This is a genomic window from uncultured Cocleimonas sp. (assembly GCF_947495625.1).
Classification (GTDB): domain Bacteria; phylum Pseudomonadota; class Gammaproteobacteria; order Thiotrichales; family Thiotrichaceae; genus Cocleimonas.
Genome location: NZ_CANLZW010000010.1, coordinates 109,785 through 130,177 on the forward strand (window position 1 = coordinate 109,785; position 20,393 = coordinate 130,177).

The following is a 20,393-nucleotide window of genomic DNA, read 5'->3' on the forward strand; positions in this document are numbered from 1 at the left end:
ACCTTAGTAACAATTAGATAACACACTAGAAATTACAAGTGACAATTCAAGTAAGAATTCTTATGAGAATTCAAGAGAGTAAAAAATGATCAAGAAAGCCCCATTGGAAACCTGTCTTCCTAATAAAATTAAAACCTTACCCAATAGTTCTAAAGCCATAGGTAAAAGTTTTGAAAAATACCTAACCTACCATCTTGGTCGTACTCAAGGTTGCCATTCTTTTTATTTTTATGAAGCCTTGTCGTTTACCTTACGCGACCGGGTTGTTGCCAACTGGTGTAAAACCTGGGAAGCCTATCGTCAGCCAGATGTGCGACGGGCTTACTATCTTTCATTAGAGTTTCTCATGGGCAGAGCCTTAGGCAATCACTTGCTTAATCTGGATGTCACCGATAATACGAAAGAAGCAATGGAAAGTTACTGTTTGCAACTAGAAGATATTGAATCACTAGAACCTGATGCGGGTCTCGGTAATGGTGGCTTAGGTCGTTTGGCTGCATGCTTTATGGACAGTTGTGCGACCTTACAATTACCCGTTCTGGGTTACGGTATTCGCTATGAATATGGCATGTTCAAACAAGCCATTGTTGATGGTCGACAGGAAGAAAGGCCAGATCATTGGCTGAGAGATGGCAACCCGTGGGAGTTAGAACGCCCCGAATATACTCAAACCATAAAATTTGGCGGTCACACAGAATATTATCACGACGAACATAATGAACTGCATGCGCGTTGGGTTGAGACTAATGATGTCTTGGCGATTCCTTTTGATGTGCCCATTTCAGGTTATAAAAATAAAACGGTTAATACGCTTCGATTATGGAAATCTTCTGCGACCGATGAATTTGATCTTGAGGAATTCAATGCAGGTGGTTATACAGAAGCGGTTGCTGCAAAAAATAATGCTGAAAACATTACCATGGTTTTATACCCAAATGATTCCAGTGAAAACGGTAAAGAACTGCGTTTAAAACAACAATATTTTCTCGCGTCAGCCAGCTTACAAGATGTATTTCGACAGTGGGAAACAGATCAGGGCAATACCTTTGAGAAGTTTATCGATCTAAATGTGTTCCAGATGAATGATACCCATCCAACCATTTCTGTGGCAGAAATGATGCGGATACTGATGGATAAGAAGTGTTTAAACTGGGACGATGCCTGGAAAATCACCAGCAAAACCATGGCGTATACCAATCATACCTTATTGCCTGAAGCGCTTGAAAAATGGCCTGTTCACCTATTCGAAAGTTTATTGCCACGATTATTAGAAATTATTTACGAAATTAATGCTCGATTCATGCGTCTGGTACAGCAAAAATGGCCGGGTGATATTGAACGTCATGCCAGAATGTCAATTATAGAAGAAGGTCCATACAAACAGGTTCGGATGGCTAATCTTGCTATTGTTGGGAGCTTTTCTGTCAATGGCGTGGCAGCTTTGCATTCGCAATTATTGTGTGAGGGTTTGTTTCATGATTTTTATGAATTATGGCCAGAAAAATTCACCAATAAAACTAATGGTGTAACACCTAGACGCTGGATAGCCCATGCAAACCCGGATATGACCGATTTGATTTCTGGTTATATCGGTGAAGATTGGATCTCAGATCTATCTCATATCAGTAAAATCAAAAAGCTGTCAGCAGCCAAACAGAAAACATTCGCAAAGTCATTTAAAGACGTAAAGCAAACCAATAAACAGCGTCTGGCGGATTTGGTTGAACAACTTTGCGGGGTAAAATTCAATACTGATTCACTGTTTGATATTCAAGTTAAGCGAATTCATGAGTACAAACGCCAGTTATTGAATTTACTGCACGTGATCCATCTATATATTCAAATCAAGCAAGGCAATACCGATAACTGGGCCAATCGCTGTGTGTTGATAGGCGGTAAAGCCGCGCCTGGCTATGTGTTAGCCAAGAGCATTATCAAACTCACCAATAATATTGCAGAAGTGATTAATTCTGATCCTGATGTGGGTGATAAGCTAAAGCTGGTGTTCTTCCCTAATTATGGTGTAAGTGCAATGGAAGTGATTGCTCCGGCTGCTGATTTATCTGAGCAGGTTTCCACTGCGGGTAAAGAAGCGTCTGGCACGGGTAATATGAAATTCATGATGAATGGTGCTTTGACTATCGGCACTTATGATGGCGCGAATATCGAAATTTTAGAAGAAGTGGGAGAAGAGAACTTTTTCTTGTTCGGTCTAAAAGCAAACGAAGTACAAAATTTACAAGGTCATTATGATCCAATGAGCTATATCAATCAGAATCAGGATCTAAAAGCTGTGATGGAGCTACTTCAATCCGGACACTTCAATGCGAATGAACCGGGTATCTTCGATGGAATTATTCAGAGCTTGTATAATAGTAACGATCCATGGGTAACATTTGCTGATTTTGGAAGTTATGTTGAAGCACAAAAAGCGGTTGCAGAAACGTGGCAGGATCAGGAAAAATGGGTTCGAATGAGTATCATGAATACCGCCTCAAGCGGGTTCTTTTCAACGGATAGAACCATGCAGGATTACAATAGAGATATCTGGAAATTAGAATCGCACAAAATTTAGGTGCTTATTCTGTATTCAATCTAGAAACTGTTGTTATACGGGCAGTTTCTAGTTTTTATTATTTTTTAGTATTAATTTAAATGGAGTTAAATGTGAGTATCAAAAAACAATATCTGAAATCACGCCCAGTGTGTAAAGTGACTTTTCGTGTTGAAAAAGATGCAGCTAAATCAGCTGACAAGATTTATCTTGTTGGCGATTTCAACCAATGGGACGATAAAGCCACCCCAATGAAACGCCTGAAAAGTGGCGATTTCACACAAACCGTAGAGCTTGAAACAGAACAAACCGAATACCAGTTTCGTTATTTAAACGATCAGGGCGTTTGGGAAAATGATTGGGAAGCCGATAAATATATTCCTAATGGCATCGATGGTGAAAACTCAGTGGTACAGCTTGCGTAACTGATTAATTATTTAGTGCAAGATACCAAATGAAGTTTGCAGGATTTAGCTGGGAGGTAAAAATTATCTCCAAGCTAAATCAGGATACAAAAAACCTGCTTAAAGTAGGGGGGTGTGAATTTATGTTAGTTGTTTCTAATAGCGCTAGGGACCTTGAATCATGAATTCAAAAATAAAGCCTAAATCATCTACTAACAAAAGAGTCATTGCCGATATTGGCGGCACCAATGCACGTTTCGCTTTACTAAACAGTAGTAGGTTTATCCAGAATGAAAAGGTGTTGCCGGTCGATAATTATCCCGACTTTGCATCAGCCTATAAGCATTATTTAGAACTGGTTAACAATCCCAAAGTCACTGAAGCAGCCATCGCAATTGCGAATCCTATAGATGGTGATCGTATCAAAATGACGAATCACGACTGGGATTTCTCGATTGAAGAGACGCGTAAAATATTATCTCTGGATTCCTTAATATTTAAGAATGATTTTGAAGCGCTGGCTTTGTCTATTCCACATTTAGATCGAGAGGAATGTCATCAAATAGGCAGTGGCAAAATCAAAGAAAATGCAACTATTGGCATTCTAGGTCCCGGAACCGGCTTGGGAGTTGCTGGGCTCGTTTTTACAGGTCAAAAATGGATAGCCCTTCCAGGAGAAGGTGGACATGTTAGCCTGAGCCCTACAAGCAAACGAGAATGTCAGATACTTGAAACTTGCTGGAAGGAATTTCAACACGTCTCAGCAGAACGTCTGATTTCTGGTAGCGGATTACAACGGCTCTATGGTGTAATCTGTGAACTTGATCAAGTAGATGCAAAGATTGATTTAAAACCACGAGATATCTCTCAGCATGCAATCAATCAAACCGACAAACAGTGTTCTGAAGCTCTAGCAGTGTTCTGCGCTTTACTAGGCGTTGTGGCAGGAAACATAGCTTTGACTTTAGGTGCCAAAGGTGGAATCTATATCGGTGGAGGGATTATTCCAAAACTAGAAAGTTACTTTGAAAATTCATCATTTAGAGAACGTTTTGAGTCCAAAGGACGTTTTAAAGATTACCTAAAAGATATTCCCGTTTTTGTTATTAAATCTGAACATCCTGCCTTGGTGGGAATCAGTCAGGCTTTTGATTGAAACCCTGATTTGATTGAAACCTAAATGTAAAAGCTTAACAGTTTAGATTAGTAATAAAACCTGCTTAAAGTAGGGGGGTGTCATTCTTGATTTATTCTCTATCGCTTTTTATTTCTATTCTTTTTCTATTATCTGTCTTTATTTCAATGAAGCTCTAGATCTTCGTAAATTCAGTAACAGCGCCACCACGATTAAAATTGCCGGTAGAATAAATACCGTCATTGTATCGCCCAACTCAATTTGTTTTGCATTGGCTGCTAGCTCAGCTGGCATATTGGCAAAACTCTTTTCGATCGCATTTTGCTTATACATAAATTTTGCCCAGGCTAAGGCTATGACAATCAATCCGAAAATATTGAACAGCTTACGACCAATATCTAATTTTTTGATCAGTTTGATGCCAATATAGAGCGCTCCTAATGCAGTCAGTAGGGAAGTGATCGATAGCGCAATCGTGTATTTATCTTTCGATGAAAGAGGGCCAGAATCTCCTGACGCTGCTTGTAAAACCACAATGGTTATTAGGCTGAACACTGTGGCAACAAGAAAGAACACGCCAACGAATGCAATCAGAAATCCGAGCGTTCTAGGAATTTCGCTACTCTTGATCAAGCCTTTTTTTGTTTCTAAATCGTTGTTGCTAGTCATTCTTTATCTTTTTCATGTTAATTTGGTCGGTACATCATACGACAGATAATGACTTCAAGATAATTTCATTATTAATCAATGTTGCTTCTTAAATTGAACAATATTTTTTGTTATTTTTCCTCAATAAATAGTGCAACAATTAATTTATCTCGAGGTTCTAGGAACTTGAGATTTTTAAGCTGTTAATTATTATTTTGGAGAATTGATAAATGGCTAAGAATCAGAAGCACGATTACGAAGATGATTTTGACGACTTTGATGATGACTTTGCAGAATCATCAGATGAAGGATATGAACTAGATTTCAATGAGAATACATCTTCTAGAAAACAACATCGTGCAAAACCCAAGAGAAGCGCTCGTCATCGTATCGAAGATTATTTCGAAAGAAAAGCGATGAAAGATACTGACTGGAATTGGGATTTTGATTACGACTATGATTAGTCGTTAGTTTAAGATTTAAACTAAAAGTCACCGAATTACCCTTCAGGGTATCCCCCCGGCACCTGATTAAGAAACATCGTTTTTTTAAGCAGGTGCTTTCCTATATGTAAAATTTCAATATGAATGGTTGGATAAACAATTAGCGCTGTTATTCAGGGCTATATCCAATCAAACGGTTTTCTAAGAAATAATCGTTTTGATGGTGTTGATAATTTCTGCAATATTTTCATGCACTTCAGTATCTTTTCTATAAAGCGCATAGAGTTTTCTTTTAAAGATAAAGGCATTTTCTACTTCATAAAGTGACAGTGTTGGGTCATTTTGCAAAGGACTTAACTCTGGAAGATAAGCGGCTCCGCCATTGTCCTTCATAATATCAATCGCCATTAAGCCGTAGTTAGTACGCACATTAGAAATCGCCTGATCTTTATATTCCTGAGAATACTCGTATTCAAACGAGACGCCCCAGTCTATTTTTATGTAATTTTTATCCAGTGCTTGTTCGGGTGTTTGGTTTGGCGTGGTCGAAAATAATTTGATTTCAAATTCAAGCACTTCGTGCGCTTCAATCGAAGGCAATTGAATCGGCTCGAAAACAAAACCTAAATCCAAAGCGCCGTTGATTAATAAGTCTGATACATCATGAGACTGATTGATCATCAAGTTAAAGGCAAATCCAGGTCGTTGATCTTTTATTTCGACAATCCAGTTTTTAAGAAATAAATGCCAGATATCTGCCATGCAGGCGATTGAGATGGATAGCTCATATTCATCTGGTAAAGCCACCACTTGTTTGGCCTGATCCCAACCAGTAACCACCATTTCTGCGTATTTAAAGAAACGGTGTGCGGCAGGTGTAGGTTCAATATTGCGTTTTTCCCGTGTGAATAAAGCGACGCCTAAACGGTCTTCGAGTAATTTGATACGAGCACTTGCGGCTGATTGTGTAATGAATAATTTTTCAGCGGATTTTCTGAAGTGTCGAGTTTTGTAAATCTCGAGAAAGGTCTTTAGGTGGGAAATATCCATGGGTATAACCGTTAAAAGGGATCAAGATCATCATATTTTCTTGTTCGGCTTAAGTCACTAAAAAACTCATCTAGCTTTGCATAAATTCCAATATCGTTTTTTACAAAACAAAAACGAGTTGTCATTCCGCAAAGCATAAATTCCAATATCGTTTTTTATAAAACAAAAACGAGTTGTCATTCAAGTAGGGGGGTGACCTTGTGATTATTCTCAGATCAAACGGATGCATAATCCTCAGCGTGTTTGATCCAGCGTTCGATTAAGGGTTCGATATTCTCCGGATATTGCTCTAACATTTGTTTTGCTGCCTGTTGTACTTTAGGCAGTAGCATCTGGTCTTCCATCAGGTTGGCAATTCTAAATTGTAATTCGCCAGTTTGGCGGGTGCCAAATACTTCCCCGGGACCGCGAATCTCCAGATCTATTCTGGCTATTTCAAAGCCGTCGTTGCTGTTACGCAATGCTTCCAGACGTTTGCGTGCGTTATCTGATAAGGGTGTTTGATACATCAGTACACAACTACTGGCTTTGCTGCCACGACCGACACGCCCGCGTAATTGATGCAATTGTGCCAGCCCCAAGCGTTCTGCATTTTCGATAATCATCAGGGTCGCATTGGGTACGTCTACACCGACTTCAATTACTGTTGTAGCAACTAATAGATGTAACTTGCCGGATTTAAACTCAGCCATAATCGCTTCTTTTTCGGCTGATTTCATGCGCCCATGAACTAATCCTATTTTTAAGTCTGGTAAGGCTTGCTGGAGTAATTCGGTGGTTTCTTCTGCATTTTGTGCTTGTAAGGTTTCTGATTCTTCAATCAGCGTACATACCCAATAAACCTGAGCACCTTCATTACATACCACATCAATTCTTTGCACTATCTCATCACGTCGCGAGTTACTAATGACGACTGTTTTGATGGGTGTTCGACCGGGTGGTAATTCGTCGATAACAGAATAATCCATATCGGCGTAGGTAGTCATGGCTAGCGTGCGTGGAATAGGCGTTGCCGTCATGACTAACTGATGTGGATAAATATCTTCTTGTTGACTTTGGGTCTTACCTTTTTCACGAAGCGATAAACGTTGATGCACACCAAAACGGTGTTGCTCGTCGACGATGATTAATCCCAGTCGTTGAAAATTCACATCATTCTGGAATAGGGCATGCGTACCAATAATTAAATGGCTCGTTCCACTTTCAGTTGCTGCTAGCGCTTCTCGCTTTTCTGCAACTTTTAGCTTCCCTGATAATAGCGTGACATTTAGACCCAACGGGCTCAACCAATCGGTGAAGTTCTTAAAATGTTGTTCCGAGAGTATTTCGGTCGGTGCCATCAGCGCTACTTGATAACCGGCTTCTATGGCTATTAATGCCGCTGCGGCAGCGACCAGGGTTTTACCCGAACCCACATCACCTTGCACTAAACGACTCATCGGCCATGTTTGCTGCAGATCTTCATCTATTTCTTCGATGACTCGATTTTGTGCGTTGGTTAGGTCGAACGGCAAGTTGTCTTTTAGCCGATTGAAATAAGTCGATTTGGTATTAAATGGAATTCCGTTCGCTTGTTTTTGTTGCTCTCTGAGTTTTCTTAAACTCAGTTGATGCGCGAGTAATTCTTCGAAGATTAAACGCTGCTGCGCGGGGTGATTACGCGCTAATAACTGCGCTACTGAAACCCCAGCAACGGGTTGATGCAATGCTTGCAGTGCATGATTTAAATCGTATAAATGATTATTCGCGACTATTTGATGAGGGATAAGGTCTTCTAGTCCATTGAGGTGACTTAACGCCGCTTGAGCCAATCGTAACAAGCTGCGTTGTTGTAAGCCTTTGGTCGCCGGATAAATCGGTGTCAGTGCTTTGGCTAAGCCACTTTGGGTATTCTGGCTATCAGAACCCGTCAAAATTTTATATTCCGGGTGTACCATTTCACGGCTGGTTTTACCGATGCGCACTTCTCCAAAACATCTGAGTTTGGTGCCACGTGTCAGTGCTTTTTGCTGAGCATTACTAAAGTGGAAAAAACGTAATGTTAGTAAGCCGGTGCCGTCCGAAATGGTACAGATCATCATGCGTCGACCGCGATACACAATTTCCGAGTGTTCGACTTCGCCGATGACCATCACCTCTTGGCCATGCGAGACCGCACCAATCTCATAGAATTGGGTTCTGTCTTGATAGCGCAACGGCAGGTGAAAAAGCAAATCCTGTACTTTTTCGATATCCAGCTTTTCAAGGTTCTCGGCCATTTTGGGGCCGACACCTTTTAATTCGGTTACCGGTGAAAAAAGGCTTATAAGTGGGGGGGTGACCATAAACTACGCTTGGAAGTGCTGGATTAATTCATGGATGGCAATCGCACATGAGGTGGCAACATTCATCGATGAGTTTTCGCCATACATGGGAATATGGACGGTTTGATCGGCAAGGCTGAGTATTTCCTGGGAAATACCTTCATTTTCAGAGCCGATGACTAAACACAGTTTGCTATTTTCAAAGAGGTTTGTTGGTTTGAAGTCTCTGATATCAATGCTAGATTCGGTAATTTCTAAACAGATAATATTGGTGTCTGTGGTTTTCAGCGTGTTGATGAGTGTGTTTGCTGACTCGTGATATTCAAAATCGACATGTTTATCACTGGCGCGTGCCGCTTTGCGAATTTTGTATTTTGGAGGTGTCGCAGTCGTTCCGGTAAGGTAGAGTTTTTCAACACCCAACGCGTCTGCAATCCGGAATAAGCTACCGACATTACCTGCGATATTAATATCATTGGCGAGAATGCAAATAGGAAACTTCTGCGTTTGGCTATCTTCGAGAGGATTAACCTGAGCGCTAGCCTGAGCGTGATCGAGTTGCCTATTCATCCGCATATTTTTTCCGCATACTTTACTGGAATGATCTGACTATTTTTTCTCAGAGATTTTATCTTCTGTACCATCGATGATTTCAACGATATTGGTACGATGACGCCAGTAGATAATCGCCGTGATTAAGACTAATCCCAGAAATAGATCTAAGGAGCTTGTTACCCAGAAAAAGTAGAGCGGTGCGAGCAGTGTTGCAATCAAGGCAGAAAGAGAAGAAATATTGAAAACCAGTGCGGATATTAACCAGGTTAAAATAACTACAATACCAACGATTGGATTCAGTGCTAAATACACACCTAAAGCAGTGGCAACACCTTTGCCGCCTTTGAAGCCATAATAAATCGGGTATACATGACCAATGAATGCAGCAATACCAACCAAAATTAGCCAGCCCCAGCTAAGGTCCAGTGCATGACCAATCGCGACGGGAACCAGGCCTTTCAGTAGATCACCTAATAATGTGAAAAAAGCGGCTTTTTTTCCAGCATAACGCAGTACATTGGTTGCGCCCGGGTTTTTAGAGCCTACGGTCCTTGGGTCAACTTTGCCAAGCATCTTACAGCTAATCACAGCGGTTGATACTGAACCAAGAAAATAGGCGAGAATAACCAGGAAATAAGGCATGATATGACCAAGAAAATGAGTGTCTGAGCAGTGTAGCAAAAAATGAAAAAACTTTTAGTAAAATCATCAGGTTTTGGATCGTCATCAGATTATAGACCCACACTTTTGTTGTTACACGGCTGGGGTATGAACTCAAATGTCTGGAAACCCGTGTTACCGGCCCTGGAGTCACGTTATCAAATTCATTTGGTAGATTTACCGGGTCATGGCATTAATAACGACGTCAACGCAGACTCGATGCAAAACATCGTGGCACTATTCTCTGATTTGATCGATGAATTGGGTCAGGAAAAAGTGCATATCATGGGCTGGTCGTTGGGTGGTTTAATTGCTCAGGCTTTAGCTGATGAAATACCAGAAAAAATACAGTCTTTAACCTTGGTGGCTAGCACATTACGTTTCTCTCAGGATGAAAGTACAGAAAGCTTGTGGCCGCATGCCATGAGTTTGAAGGTGCTGAATAATTTTGCGATCAATTTACACAAAGATACGGAAGGTACGTTGAAGCGTTTTATTGCGTTGCAGTTTATGGGTGTTGCCGGTTCGAAAGAGATTCAGCGAGCGCTAGTTCAGGATATTTGTCCTGCAGAAGACAAAGCAGCATCTTCAGAAAAAGTGCCTAAAAGTAGGGGGGTGAAGAGTGGGGTGACTTCAGATTCTTTAACATTAGGCTTGAAGCTACTAGCAGAGAGCGATTTCAGAAACAGCGTCAGTCAACATCCACAACACTGGTTGTTCGCAGGTAAAGACCGATTAATACCGGCTGATGTGATAAATGATTTGAAATCTTTACGTTCTGATGCTCAAATCACGCTCCTTGAGAATGCCGGGCACGCGCCTTTTATGACGCACCCCGATGAATTCGTTAGCGCAGTATCGACTTTTATAGATACTTTAGAATGATGTTACATTGTTAAAGAAATAGATAACGATATAAATGTCGTTAAATCCAATATGAAGTCGTTAAATCCCATATGAAGTCGTTAAACAAATAACAGTTGATAAATATTAATCATGTTCGATAAGAAAACCACACGCCTTCACTTTGAACGCGCCGCAGATACCTATGATGCCTCTGCAGTGCTGCAAAAAGAAGTAGCGAATCGACTTTCGGGACGTTTGGATTACATCAAACATTCGCCGAAAACCGTGTTGGATGTCGGATCCGGTACCGGTTTTATTACTGAGGATTTACTCAAGCGTTATCCCAAATCTTCAATAGTCGCGTTAGACCTGGCGCATAGCATGGCGCGCAAAAGCCAACAATTGGGTGGCTGGTTTCGCAAGCCACTTGCCGTTTGCGCCGATGCCGAACAATTACCACTAAAAGCAGATAGCATAGACTTAATCATCTCTAGCTTAATGCTGCAGTGGAGTAATAATTTAAAACAAACCTTTGCGGGTTTTCACAGTGTATTAGCGCCCAATGGGCTGTTGTTATTCAGTACTCTGGGTCCGGAAACATTACGCGAGATGCGCGAGAGCTGGGCAGCCGTAGATGATGTACCACACACCAGTCATTTTCTGGATATGCATGAAATTGGTGATGCGCTCTTACAATCAGGTTTTATCAATCCGGTGACGGACATGGAAATGATTACCATGACCTATACGAATGTGCGCCAGATTATGCGTGATATTAAGCAGATTGGCGCAAATAACAGTCACAGCGGCCGCAGTAAAGGATTGATGGGTAAGCAAAAGTTAAAAGATTTTGAAACAGCCTACGAGCAATTTAAAACAGATGAGGGTTTATACCCCGCTACGTGGGAAGTCATTTATGGTCACGCCTGGGTGGGAGAAGGTTTAAAACTTGATAATTTTGATCATGTTATTCCGATTCAAAAGGTATAATTTCATCAACACATTAATTATTTGTTCATTCTAATATTTTACTCCACATGAAATTTATACGTATTTTATACAAAATCCCCGCTTTAATTATATTGTCGATTATTGGCATGATTTTAATGGGTGCATTCAGTTCTCGTGATAAGTCTCAAAAAAATAAAGGCATACCGACCTTAAAGCAAAAACAAGTACGAAAGTGGTGGCTGGCTACGGTCATAAAAATTGTTGGTTTAAATTTCACGGTTAAAGGTGATGTGCCATCTCCAGATCAGCCTGCATTATGGGTCGCAAATCATGCTTCGTGGTTGGATATTCCGGTGGTTGGAAGTATGGGAGCCGGTTTTCTATCTAAAGCAGAAGTGCGCAAATGGCCTGTGATTGGTTGGTTGGGCGAAAAGGGCGGAACGGTTTATATTAAACGTGGTGGGGTTAATGCTTCGCAACGCGCCTCACAGGAAATCGCTAACAAAATAAATGCAGGGGATAATATTTTAGTGTTCCCGGAAGGGACCACATCAACAGCGGGCGATGTGCGTCGTTTTCATGCGCGTATCTTTGCGCCTGTGATGGATCATAATTTGGCAGTCCAACCCATAGCTGTTCAGTATTTAAACGATAAAGGTGAGCCACACTCTAAAATATTGTGGCAAGATCAAAGCTTTATGTCGAATCTGCTCGGTATCATTGGTGAATCGAGTATTAATGTTATACTGACGTTTCTTCCTTTGATCCCTGCGGGAGAGTTTAGCGAGAGAAAGAGAATAGCTGAACTGTGCGAGAACCAAATCAAGTCTATTGTTGTCAAAAAAGCATCGACGGAGAACAAATCAATATCGTCTGAACGGTAAACACGCTTTACAACAATATTTTTACAAATAATAAATTTAAAAAACGTTATTAAATAGTGTGTTATGAGTAAGTAAATAAGAAAACTAGTTAGAAGGAAAGGAAGTAAAAAAATGCAGCAAGGAGAAAAATTTAACACAATTACGCATTTTCTTGCCGCAGTTTTGGCTGTACCCGGACTTATCTATTTAATTGTTTTAGCCGCAAATACAGGTGACGCCTGGAAAATTGTCAGCGCCAGCATTTATGGCACTACCTTATTGCTTTTGTATATCAGTTCTACCCTGTGTCATGGTCATAGCGGACGCTTCCGAGACTTATTCGAAAAGCTTGATCATCTATCAATTTACTTGCTGATCGCAGGTACCTATACACCCTATATGCTGGTCACGCTGCGTGGTAACTGGGGGTGGACAATATTCGGTGTGGTTTGGGGCTTGGCGTTGATTGGCATGCTGATAGATGTCTGGCCTAAAGATGCGAATAAAGAAAATAAACGAATAATACCGCTAATCATCTATCTGGTTATGGGTTGGTTGGTCATTATACCGATACAACCGTTAACGGAGAGTCTAGCCTCTACGGGTGTATGGTTGCTCGCGGTGGGTGGTGTTCTCTATACAGTGGGCGTTGTGTTCTTTATATTAAGCGATCGGGTAAAGCATGCTCACGGTGTGTGGCATTTGTTTGTTATAGGTGGCAGCCTTAGCCATTATATATCGATCTCTGCTTATGTGATTTAGTCTTCTCTATGGGGTGGCTAAAAAAACGGCTATAAGTAGGGGGGTGCCAATAGAGATGCCAATATAAATTGTAAATCAATGTTGTTGGTCTGAATGTTAATTTGAACGAGAAACACACAAAAAAGCCTGAATTATTTCAGGCTTTTTTGTGTGTTTTTGTATGTCACTGATCTATTGTTTAATGCACGGATAAATATATCTCTGCATCTGCCATTCAGGTAATCAGAATAGACAGCTATTAAATAATAGAATGTCTTTTAAGTTTCGAGCGAAGTGTTGCTCTATTGATTCCCAAACACGCAGCCGTACGTGATTGATTGCCATTGGTGTGTTGCATAAGTACCTCTAACAACGGTCTTTCAACTTCATCCATGATTTGTCGATATAGAAACGTCGCGTCATGATCACCTAAAAGCATTAAATAGTTTTCTACAGTATCGCGTGTGGTTTCTGATAAAGAACTACCTGTCGTAGTGATAACTGGCAGTGTTTTTAAAGGTTGATTCATGGCTTTTACTTTCCTTGTTATTAGGTCTTGTTAGAGCAGCTGACTCTAAGCAAAAGTCTAATTGTTTTTTAATTGATCAATATTAATACAATACGGGTACATCGATGGTTTGTATTAAATTGTTTCCATGGCCTTTAAAGAGCTAACAGAATACTTTCTAACTTTTGTAATTGCTTCTTCGAGCATGAGATTGGGTAGATCTCTTTGGTCAAAGGTTTTAGTAGTTTCTGTTGTTGGCCTACTAAATTAGATAAATACCAGCCGATATGTTTTCGCGCAATGCGAACTCCATGATCAGTGCCATAGTAGCGATGAATGGCATCGATATGGCTTAAAGTGGTATCAATCTTCTCCTCCAACTTGATAGGAAAAGTTGGTGCTGCATTGACCAAAATATCATTAATCTCTTTAAATATCCATGGTTGACCATGACTAATTCTACCAAGCATGAGTCCATCGACGTTGGTGTAGTTTAAAATAAACAGCACATCTTCAATGGTTTTGATGTCTCCATTTGCCAATACGGGTATATCAATAGCGTGTTTTATTTGGCGAATGGTTTCGTACTCGGCATGTCCCGTATAGCCTTGATTTCTGGTTCTGCCATGGATGGCGAGTGATGCTATTCCTGAGTTCTCCGCTATTCGTGCTACTTCTAATGCATTGCGATGAGATGATTCCCAACCAGTACGTATTTTTAGGGTGACAGGTACATCTACGGCAGCAACGACTTGTTCTAAAATTTTAGCAACCAGTTTAGTGTCCTTCATCAGTGCCGAGCCAGCCGCTTTATTACACACTTTTTTTGCTGGACAGCCCATATTGATGTCGATGATGTCTGCACCGATATCGACATTGAATTTTGCCGCTTCTGCCATAACATGAGGCTCAGTCCCGACAATCTGGGCAGATCTGGGGCTAGGTTCGTTTCTTTGTAGAAGTCGTTGTTGTGTTTTTCGTGATTTAAGTAGAGAAAGATCTGAAGTGATCATCTCTGAAGATGTAAGACCAGCGCCATATTGACGACATACGTCTCGATAGGGACGATCGGTGATACCTGCCATCGGAGCTAGCAAAAGTTTGCTCGTGAGCTTATATGAACCTATCTGATACGACATATTGGTAATGGTTTAGCGTATTATAAAAAATTGAACTGAAAGCGGGTGGCTTTGCTGCCCGGATCTTTAATTTTCAATTTAAGGTTGGTGACTAAATTCTTTTTTAACAGCATAGACTCTATGTAGTTTTCTAAGTACTCGTTCGGCATAAATCTTCTTAAAGCGACCAGTTTGGATTGAGAATCAGTCAGTCGAACTTCTAAAATAGGGTACTTCTGATCAAAATCAGCTTCGTTTTCCATGGACGCAGAAATCAATAACACGCCTTTTTCTATAGGGTGCGTAAAGACATTATGGTTAACCATGTGGATTTTATCGGGTTCGTACCGATTTACACCTAAAATTTCATCTTTGTAATGGTATAAAACCTGAGTAATTAGTAAAAGTGACAAGAGTACGGCGGTGGTTTTTAATCTTAATCTAACGCCGTCAGAATCCTTTTCGATTCCTTTGATTACTCGTGGTTTTTCCTTTTCTGAAGCCTTATTGGTGCTATCTTTTTTATTGTTATCAGTAATGATATCGGTATGCCTGATTGCTTCAGGTTTTTTGGGTTCCTGATTTTCTGCCGATTCTAAAGACTTATCAGAATAAGGTTCAGGCATATTAGTCGATAGTGTTTTTGAGCCATTGAACACTTGATGACATTCGCCACAACGCAACATGCCTTTGGCGATAGTCACTTCGCGCATATTGATTTCAAATATTGCTTTGCAATGTTCGCACTGAGTAAACATGGATGTGGCTTAGAACCTCTGCTATTAAGTTTTTATTGCGCTGATTCTTACCCAGTCTTCAAGGATTTTAACCTCAAAATCTTTAAATGATGCCGAATATGTTTCGAGTATCTGATCTTTTTGTTCGCTCAGAATCCCTGATAGAACGAGTTGTCCACCGCTACGGGTAAGTGAGGCGAATAAAGGAAAAAGTTCACAAAGCGGTCCGCAGAGTATATTGGCTAACAATAAATCGGCAGGCTGTTGAGGACAATCATCCGGCAAATAGCACTGGATGGTGTCCTTGCTGATGTTGTTCCGTTCCATATTGTCATAGGTCGCGATGAGAGCCTGAGGATCAATATCGGTCGCGATAATGTTTTTTGAGCCGAGTTTTGCCGCTGCCAGCGCTAATATACCGCTGCCACAACCATAATCGATCACTAATTTATCGGTTGGATGATTTTGATCCAACCATTCTAAACAAAGAGAGGTTGTAGGGTGGGTTCCTGTACCAAACGCTAACCCAGGATCGAGTAAGATCTTAACGCTGTCATCTTCCGGAACGTCGTAATTACTGGGATAGATCCATAGATTGTTACCAAATTGCATGGGATGAAAATCTTTCATCCAGACGCGTTCCCAATCCTGATCTTCGATTGTTTCTACTAATACACTACCTACGTGCCACTCTTCACGGTGTGTCTCTAATGCGTTGGTCAACTTAGAGAGATCGGTATCGTAATCAAATAGGGCGGTGATGATGAGTTCATCCCATAGCGGTGTTTCACCCGGTAAAGGCTCTAACACCGGCGTATCTTTTGCATCTTGAAAGGTAATGGAGAGTGCATTTGCACTCTCCATCGCATTTTCTATGATTGCGTGGTTCTGCTGGTCTGTTTGACAAACCAGTTGTAACCAACGTTGTTCAGACATGCTGTTGTATCCTTAAGATCAAAATATCCTATAAACCTAATTTTTTCTCAAGATAGTCAATACCCGCACCACCCGCAATAAATGCAGTATCGTCCATAATGCGACGTTGCAGAGGAATATTAGTTTTGATGCCTTCGATAACCATTTCAGAAAGTGCACCACGCATACGCTTGATAGCAGTTTCACGATCTTCTGCATGAACAATCAGTTTGCCGATCATGGAATCGTAATAGGGCGGTACGGTGTAACCGCCATAGATATGCGTATCGACACGCACACCTAAGCCACCTGGCATGTGAAAACGTTCGATTTTACCTGGAGAGGGGATAAACGTTTCAGGATCTTCGGCGTTGATTCTGCATTCAATCGAATGCCCGCGAGGAATCAAGCCTTGTTTGATTTTTAGTTCTTCACCGGATGCAATAAGCAATTGTTGTTTAACCAGATCAACACCTGTAATTAACTCAGTAACTGGATGTTCAACTTGAAGACGAGTGTTCATCTCAATAAAGTAGAATTCATCGTTCTCGTACAAAAACTCGAATGTACCCGCGCCACGATAACCAATATCAATACAGGCTTTAGATACTGCTTCGCCCATGCGTGTACGTTGTTCCTGAGTGATTCCTGGAGCAGGGGCTTCTTCAACCACTTTCTGATTGCGACGTTGCATAGAACAGTCACGTTCACAAAGATGGATAGCATTGCCGTGCGTATCTGCAAGTACCTGAAATTCGATATGACGAGGTTTTTCAAGGAATTTTTCCATGAATACCACATCGTTATTGAAAGCCGCGCCGGCTTCTGTTTTGGTTAGTGTGATAGATTCTAATAAGTCAGACTCATCATAAACAACACGCATACCGCGACCACCACCACCGCCGGTAGCTTTAATGATGATTGGGTAACCGATTTCATGTGCCATTTTTTTACAGGCATCTGGATCATCGGGGATTGGACCATCAAAACCTGGTACACAGGGCACCCCTGCTTTTATCATTGCCGCTTTTGCTGCAATTTTATCACCCATAACACGGATAGTTTCAGCTTTAGGGCCAACGAAGATAAAGCCGCTAGACTCAACTCGTTCTGCAAAGTCGGCATTTTCAGAGAGGAAACCATAACCCGGATGGATCGCATCTGAATCAGTAACTTCTGCAGCACTAATAATGGCTGGAATATTCAAGTAGCTATCCATAGATGAAGGTGGACCAATACACACCGATTCATCTGCAAGTCTTACATGTTTTAAATCACGGTCTGCTGTTGAATGAACGGCAACAGTTTTGATATCCATTTCATGACATGCGCGAAGAATTCTTAATGCTATTTCACCACGATTGGCGATGAGTAATTTTTTAATCATTTAATTGTCTCAATATCTGACTCGATTATTATTTATCTGTCTATTTGAAAAATTTAATATAAAACGTGTTTATAAAAAACTGTAACTAAAAGACAAGCTTATTCAATAACATAAAGTGGTTGCCCAAATTCAACAGGCGTCTCATTTTCTAGTAAGATTTCTTTGATAGTGCCGGCTTTGTCAGACTCAATCTGGTTTAGCATTTTCATTGCTTCAATAATACAAAGCGTATCGCCAATAGCGACTTTAGTTCCAACGCTAACAAAAGGTGGAGAAGTTGGTGAAGCGGCACTATAAAACGTACCTACCATTGGCGCATCAATCGTTTCGCCTTGTGGTGCACTCGTGTCCGGAAGTCCAGGAGAGGCAGACATATCGGTAGCCACTGGTGGAGCACTATAATGTGGAGCTGCAGCTGGAGGTGCAGCATATACAGGGGCTTTAGAGTTACGTGAAATTCTTACTGATTCTTCACCTTCGACAATTTCTAGTTCAGCAATATCGCTGCTTTCGATTAGCTCTATCAGTTTTTTGATTTTTCTAACGTCCATAATGTGTTCTCTATTTTAATTTCTATAAATTAGTCATATCTATGCGGATATTTAAATGCCGATGATGACTTTATGGTTAATCCAACTGTTTGAAAGCTGCCTGTAAGCCGAGCTCGTAACCGAGTGCACCCAAGCCCACGATAGTTCCAACAGCAATATCTGAAAAATAAGAATGCTGACGGAATGCTTCGCGTTGATGCACATTGGATATATGTATTTCTATAAAAGGAATTTGTGTCCCCAGAAGAGCATCGCGGATGGCGACACTGGTATGGGTATAAGCAGCAGGATTGATCAAAATAAATTCGACTCCATCTTTGGCTGCCTGGTGAATAGTTTCTATAAGCGTTGATTCTGAATTACTTTGTACATGCTCAAAGGTGTGAGATTGTTCAGAAGCTTGTTTTTCGAGGCGTTTGGCAATATCGTCTAAAGTATCAGAACCATAGATTTCAGGCTCTCTTGTCCCAAGCAAATTCAGGTTAGGACCATTCAGTAGTAGTATTTTAGCCATTTTTGCTTTTTTCTTGATTTTAGAGGAAGTTGAAGACAAAACGCGTCAAATTTGGTGAATTTTAACCCGATATATCGACAAAGGCTATTCTATTTTAATAAAAATAATGAATAATAGCGGGTCTTATCATAAATTGAGGCTTTCTAGCGCAATTCAAGAAGTTTTATGTTTTTTGTGCAGAAATAGGGCGTTTTTCAGTATTTGTCGTGTCTTTGTTTTGCTCTGATCACTGATTATTATTTTGAGGATATTTACGCATCAGAAGTTGGCGGAATTAAAACCAGTTTGCCTGTATGTGTTTTTTGCAAAAAGTCCGTTTAGGCTGCTGCGATATCAGAAAGGGGATAGGTTTTCGCTACTAGGGGCTTAATTTCATTGGCCTCAATATACTTGATCAAATTTTGAAAAACGATTTCATCCTGAAACGTACAGCCAAAAAAGGTGAGATCTTTTAAGTATAATGTTCTTATGTCTAGCTCGACCATAGGCCCAGCAATGGCGCCCGCTGTCGCATAACGACCACCGCGTTTTAAAGCATCGATAAACATGGGCCAATCTTTTCCAGCGACCAGATCAATAACGACATCTAATTGGTCCGTTCCTATTTTATCGGTGATAGATTCACCGCGAAATATAATCTCATCTGCGCCAAGTTGTTTTACTTCTTCGGCTTTTGACTGGCTGGTAACTGCAACAACTCGAGCACCACGACGTTTCACTAATTGCACTGCAGCTGATCCAACACCGCCAGACGCACCCGTAACCAAAACTGTTTCTCCTGCTTTTATACTTGCCCGATGTAACATGTTTTCAGCCGTAGAATATGCACATGGAATCGATGCAAGTTCTGCATCACTCCACTCACTTTTTACAGGGTAACTTTCTGCTGCCGGAGCCACGGTATATTGCGCAAAACCGCCATCTATTTCTGAGCCAAATGTTCAGCACTCGAAGGGTCTAAATTCAGTGTAAGTTTGCATAATACTTCTGATCATAACTCTTTCACCAATTCGTTCACTACTCACCTTATCACCCACAGCGACAATCACACCACAAACGTCTGCACCTTGAATACGGGGGAATTTAATGGCTTCACCTGTCCATGAACTATCGTCTGCATTCGCATCATCAAAACCTGCTGTAGCACCAGAGTCTGTGGCTGTAGTAACCGATTTTGAATACCATGCAATGCGGGTATTAATGTCAGTATTGTTAATGCCTGCCGCAGAAACTTTGATCAAAACTTCATTGGCTTTAGGGCTTGGTGTAGCGACATCGTGTCGATATTCCAGTTTATCCAAACCACCGTGTCCTGTGAGTAGAGCGGCAGTCATGGTGTTCGGTATGGTATTGCTCATTGTTTGATTCCTTACAGAATATTGATGTATGTATTACACAAGTGTACTTGTATTTTCTAACCTTATTCATAGAAAGTCACCCCCCCAATGCCGTTGAATTAAGCAACCAAGTCATTGTTTTTACTATCATACCTTATAGCCTTTTCGCAGTT

The 20,393-nt window shown here is 40.9% G+C and carries 22 protein-coding genes; 8 read left to right on the forward strand and 14 right to left on the reverse strand.

The genetic code is table 11. The features are described from left to right. Positions 1 to 85 precede the first annotated feature (85 nt). From Q1A31_RS07670 to Q1A31_RS07680, 3 genes are all read left to right on the forward strand, one after another. The gene (locus Q1A31_RS07670; protein ID WP_299874685.1) at positions 86 to 2,575 is read left to right on the forward strand and encodes a glycogen/starch/alpha-glucan phosphorylase; all 2,490 of its coding nucleotides are present in this window, start codon (positions 86 to 88) and stop codon (positions 2,573 to 2,575) included. Between the two features lie 92 nt (positions 2,576 to 2,667). Next, positions 2,668 to 2,979, forward strand: coding sequence for an isoamylase early set domain-containing protein (locus Q1A31_RS07675; RefSeq protein ID WP_299874688.1), 312 nt, complete (start codon positions 2,668 to 2,670; stop codon positions 2,977 to 2,979). Positions 2,980 to 3,139: 160 nt separating this feature from the next. Continuing rightward, positions 3,140 to 4,114, forward strand: coding sequence for a glucokinase (locus Q1A31_RS07680; RefSeq protein WP_299874691.1), 975 nt, complete (start codon positions 3,140 to 3,142; stop codon positions 4,112 to 4,114). A 138-nt stretch (positions 4,115 to 4,252) separates the two neighbouring features. Here the strand turns inward: Q1A31_RS07680 and Q1A31_RS07685 are convergent, their stop codons facing one another. Further along, positions 4,253 to 4,762, reverse strand: a complete 510-nt coding sequence (locus tag Q1A31_RS07685; RefSeq protein WP_299874693.1) for a hypothetical protein — start codon at positions 4,760 to 4,762, stop codon at positions 4,253 to 4,255. A 209-nt stretch (positions 4,763 to 4,971) separates the two neighbouring features. On the opposite strand from Q1A31_RS07685, the gene Q1A31_RS07690 reads away from it, so the two are divergent. Beyond that, positions 4,972 to 5,205 (forward strand): hypothetical protein, encoded by a 234-nt coding sequence (locus Q1A31_RS07690; protein WP_299874695.1) that lies wholly within the window; start codon positions 4,972 to 4,974, stop codon positions 5,203 to 5,205. A gap of 180 nt (positions 5,206 to 5,385) precedes the next feature. Here the strand turns inward: Q1A31_RS07690 and Q1A31_RS07695 are convergent, their stop codons facing one another. The 4 genes from Q1A31_RS07695 to plsY form a co-directional block, all read right to left on the reverse strand. Next, a complete protein-coding gene (locus Q1A31_RS07695; RefSeq protein ID WP_299874698.1) occupies positions 5,386 to 6,234 on the reverse strand; it encodes a LysR family transcriptional regulator in 849 nt (282 codons plus the stop codon). Between the two features lie 215 nt (positions 6,235 to 6,449). Then, positions 6,450 to 8,558 carry an ATP-dependent DNA helicase RecG gene (gene recG, locus Q1A31_RS07700; RefSeq protein ID WP_299874701.1) on the reverse strand — a complete coding sequence of 703 codons (2,109 nt, stop codon included), beginning with the start codon at positions 8,556 to 8,558 and terminating at the stop codon, positions 6,450 to 6,452. Between the two features lie 3 nt (positions 8,559 to 8,561). Beyond that, positions 8,562 to 9,107: a TrmH family RNA methyltransferase gene (locus Q1A31_RS07705; protein ID WP_299874704.1), complete on the reverse strand. Its 546-nt coding sequence runs from the start codon at positions 9,105 to 9,107 to the stop codon at positions 8,562 to 8,564. A gap of 39 nt (positions 9,108 to 9,146) precedes the next feature. Beyond that, a complete protein-coding gene (gene plsY, locus Q1A31_RS07710; RefSeq protein ID WP_131906634.1) occupies positions 9,147 to 9,734 on the reverse strand; it encodes a glycerol-3-phosphate 1-O-acyltransferase PlsY in 588 nt (195 codons plus the stop codon). 42 nt (positions 9,735 to 9,776) lie between these two features. Here plsY and Q1A31_RS07715 point away from each other — a divergent pair, with 42 nt between their 5' ends. From Q1A31_RS07715 to Q1A31_RS07730, 4 genes are all read left to right on the forward strand, one after another. Beyond that, complete coding sequence (locus Q1A31_RS07715; RefSeq protein ID WP_299874733.1) at positions 9,777 to 10,637, forward strand: alpha/beta fold hydrolase; 861 nt, start codon at positions 9,777 to 9,779, stop codon at positions 10,635 to 10,637. Between the two features lie 111 nt (positions 10,638 to 10,748). Continuing rightward, complete coding sequence (gene bioC / locus Q1A31_RS07720) at positions 10,749 to 11,588, forward strand: malonyl-ACP O-methyltransferase BioC (protein WP_299874735.1); 840 nt, start codon at positions 10,749 to 10,751, stop codon at positions 11,586 to 11,588. Between the two features lie 47 nt (positions 11,589 to 11,635). Next, positions 11,636 to 12,433 (forward strand): 1-acyl-sn-glycerol-3-phosphate acyltransferase, encoded by a 798-nt coding sequence (locus Q1A31_RS07725; RefSeq protein WP_299874737.1) that lies wholly within the window; start codon positions 11,636 to 11,638, stop codon positions 12,431 to 12,433. A 111-nt stretch (positions 12,434 to 12,544) separates the two neighbouring features. Further along, complete coding sequence (locus Q1A31_RS07730) at positions 12,545 to 13,174, forward strand: hemolysin III family protein (protein WP_299874739.1); 630 nt, start codon at positions 12,545 to 12,547, stop codon at positions 13,172 to 13,174. 238 nt (positions 13,175 to 13,412) lie between these two features. Here Q1A31_RS07730 and Q1A31_RS07735 read toward each other — a convergent pair whose 3' ends face one another. The 9 genes from Q1A31_RS07735 to Q1A31_RS07775 all read right to left on the reverse strand — a co-directional run bounded on the left by Q1A31_RS07735 (position 13,413) and on the right by Q1A31_RS07775 (position 20,241). Further along, on the reverse strand, positions 13,413 to 13,682 hold the full coding sequence (locus Q1A31_RS07735; RefSeq protein WP_131906629.1) for a helix-turn-helix domain-containing protein: 270 nt from the start codon (positions 13,680 to 13,682) through the stop codon (positions 13,413 to 13,415). 134 nt (positions 13,683 to 13,816) lie between these two features. After that, complete coding sequence (gene dusB / locus Q1A31_RS07740) at positions 13,817 to 14,800, reverse strand: tRNA dihydrouridine synthase DusB (RefSeq protein ID WP_299874746.1); 984 nt, start codon at positions 14,798 to 14,800, stop codon at positions 13,817 to 13,819. Between the two features lie 20 nt (positions 14,801 to 14,820). Beyond that, complete coding sequence (locus Q1A31_RS07745) at positions 14,821 to 15,537, reverse strand: zinc-ribbon and DUF3426 domain-containing protein (protein ID WP_299874748.1); 717 nt, start codon at positions 15,535 to 15,537, stop codon at positions 14,821 to 14,823. 24 nt (positions 15,538 to 15,561) lie between these two features. Next, positions 15,562 to 16,452 (reverse strand): 50S ribosomal protein L11 methyltransferase, encoded by an 891-nt coding sequence (gene prmA, locus Q1A31_RS07750; protein WP_299874751.1) that lies wholly within the window; start codon positions 16,450 to 16,452, stop codon positions 15,562 to 15,564. Between the two features lie 28 nt (positions 16,453 to 16,480). Beyond that, on the reverse strand, positions 16,481 to 17,818 hold the full coding sequence (gene accC / locus Q1A31_RS07755; protein ID WP_299874754.1) for an acetyl-CoA carboxylase biotin carboxylase subunit: 1,338 nt from the start codon (positions 17,816 to 17,818) through the stop codon (positions 16,481 to 16,483). Positions 17,819 to 17,916: 98 nt separating this feature from the next. Further along, positions 17,917 to 18,369, reverse strand: a complete 453-nt coding sequence (accB, locus tag Q1A31_RS07760; RefSeq protein ID WP_299874757.1) for an acetyl-CoA carboxylase biotin carboxyl carrier protein — start codon at positions 18,367 to 18,369, stop codon at positions 17,917 to 17,919. Between the two features lie 76 nt (positions 18,370 to 18,445). Then, positions 18,446 to 18,883 (reverse strand): type II 3-dehydroquinate dehydratase, encoded by a 438-nt coding sequence (gene aroQ / locus Q1A31_RS07765; RefSeq protein WP_299874759.1) that lies wholly within the window; start codon positions 18,881 to 18,883, stop codon positions 18,446 to 18,448. Positions 18,884 to 19,200: 317 nt separating this feature from the next. Then, complete coding sequence (locus tag Q1A31_RS07770; protein ID WP_299874762.1) at positions 19,201 to 19,782, reverse strand: zinc-binding dehydrogenase; 582 nt, start codon at positions 19,780 to 19,782, stop codon at positions 19,201 to 19,203. Positions 19,783 to 19,824: 42 nt separating this feature from the next. Further along, positions 19,825 to 20,241 carry an alcohol dehydrogenase catalytic domain-containing protein gene (locus Q1A31_RS07775; protein WP_299874765.1) on the reverse strand — a complete coding sequence of 139 codons (417 nt, stop codon included), beginning with the start codon at positions 20,239 to 20,241 and terminating at the stop codon, positions 19,825 to 19,827. Positions 20,242 to 20,393: the final 152 nt, after the last annotated feature.

Coding starts and splice junctions, on each gene's coding strand:
- Q1A31_RS07685 (WP_299874693.1), bottom strand. CDS start 4,762: ATGACTAGCAACAACGATTTAGAAACAAAAAAAGGCTTGATCAAGAGT.
- Q1A31_RS07695 (WP_299874698.1), bottom strand. CDS start 6,234: ATGGATATTTCCCACCTAAAGACCTTTCTCGAGATTTACAAAACTCGA.
- Q1A31_RS07690 (WP_299874695.1), top strand. CDS start 4,972: ATGGCTAAGAATCAGAAGCACGATTACGAAGATGATTTTGACGACTTT.
- Q1A31_RS07775 (WP_299874765.1), bottom strand. CDS start 20,241: ATGAGCAATACCATACCGAACACCATGACTGCCGCTCTACTCACAGGA.
- bioC (WP_299874735.1), top strand. CDS start 10,749: ATGTTCGATAAGAAAACCACACGCCTTCACTTTGAACGCGCCGCAGAT.
- plsY (WP_131906634.1), bottom strand. CDS start 9,734: ATGCCTTATTTCCTGGTTATTCTCGCCTATTTTCTTGGTTCAGTATCA.
- dusB (WP_299874746.1), bottom strand. CDS start 14,800: ATGTCGTATCAGATAGGTTCATATAAGCTCACGAGCAAACTTTTGCTA.
- Q1A31_RS07680 (WP_299874691.1), top strand. CDS start 3,140: ATGAATTCAAAAATAAAGCCTAAATCATCTACTAACAAAAGAGTCATT.
- Q1A31_RS07670 (WP_299874685.1), top strand. CDS start 86: ATGATCAAGAAAGCCCCATTGGAAACCTGTCTTCCTAATAAAATTAAA.
- prmA (WP_299874751.1), bottom strand. CDS start 16,452: ATGTCTGAACAACGTTGGTTACAACTGGTTTGTCAAACAGACCAGCAG.
- Q1A31_RS07730 (WP_299874739.1), top strand. CDS start 12,545: ATGCAGCAAGGAGAAAAATTTAACACAATTACGCATTTTCTTGCCGCA.
- accB (WP_299874757.1), bottom strand. CDS start 18,369: ATGGACGTTAGAAAAATCAAAAAACTGATAGAGCTAATCGAAAGCAGC.
- Q1A31_RS07715 (WP_299874733.1), top strand. CDS start 9,777: ATGAAAAAACTTTTAGTAAAATCATCAGGTTTTGGATCGTCATCAGAT.
- Q1A31_RS07735 (WP_131906629.1), bottom strand. CDS start 13,682: ATGAATCAACCTTTAAAAACACTGCCAGTTATCACTACGACAGGTAGT.
- recG (WP_299874701.1), bottom strand. CDS start 8,558: ATGGTCACCCCCCCACTTATAAGCCTTTTTTCACCGGTAACCGAATTA.
- aroQ (WP_299874759.1), bottom strand. CDS start 18,883: ATGGCTAAAATACTACTACTGAATGGTCCTAACCTGAATTTGCTTGGG.
- Q1A31_RS07745 (WP_299874748.1), bottom strand. CDS start 15,537: ATGTTTACTCAGTGCGAACATTGCAAAGCAATATTTGAAATCAATATG.
- accC (WP_299874754.1), bottom strand. CDS start 17,818: ATGATTAAAAAATTACTCATCGCCAATCGTGGTGAAATAGCATTAAGA.
- Q1A31_RS07725 (WP_299874737.1), top strand. CDS start 11,636: ATGAAATTTATACGTATTTTATACAAAATCCCCGCTTTAATTATATTG.
- Q1A31_RS07705 (WP_299874704.1), bottom strand. CDS start 9,107: ATGAATAGGCAACTCGATCACGCTCAGGCTAGCGCTCAGGTTAATCCT.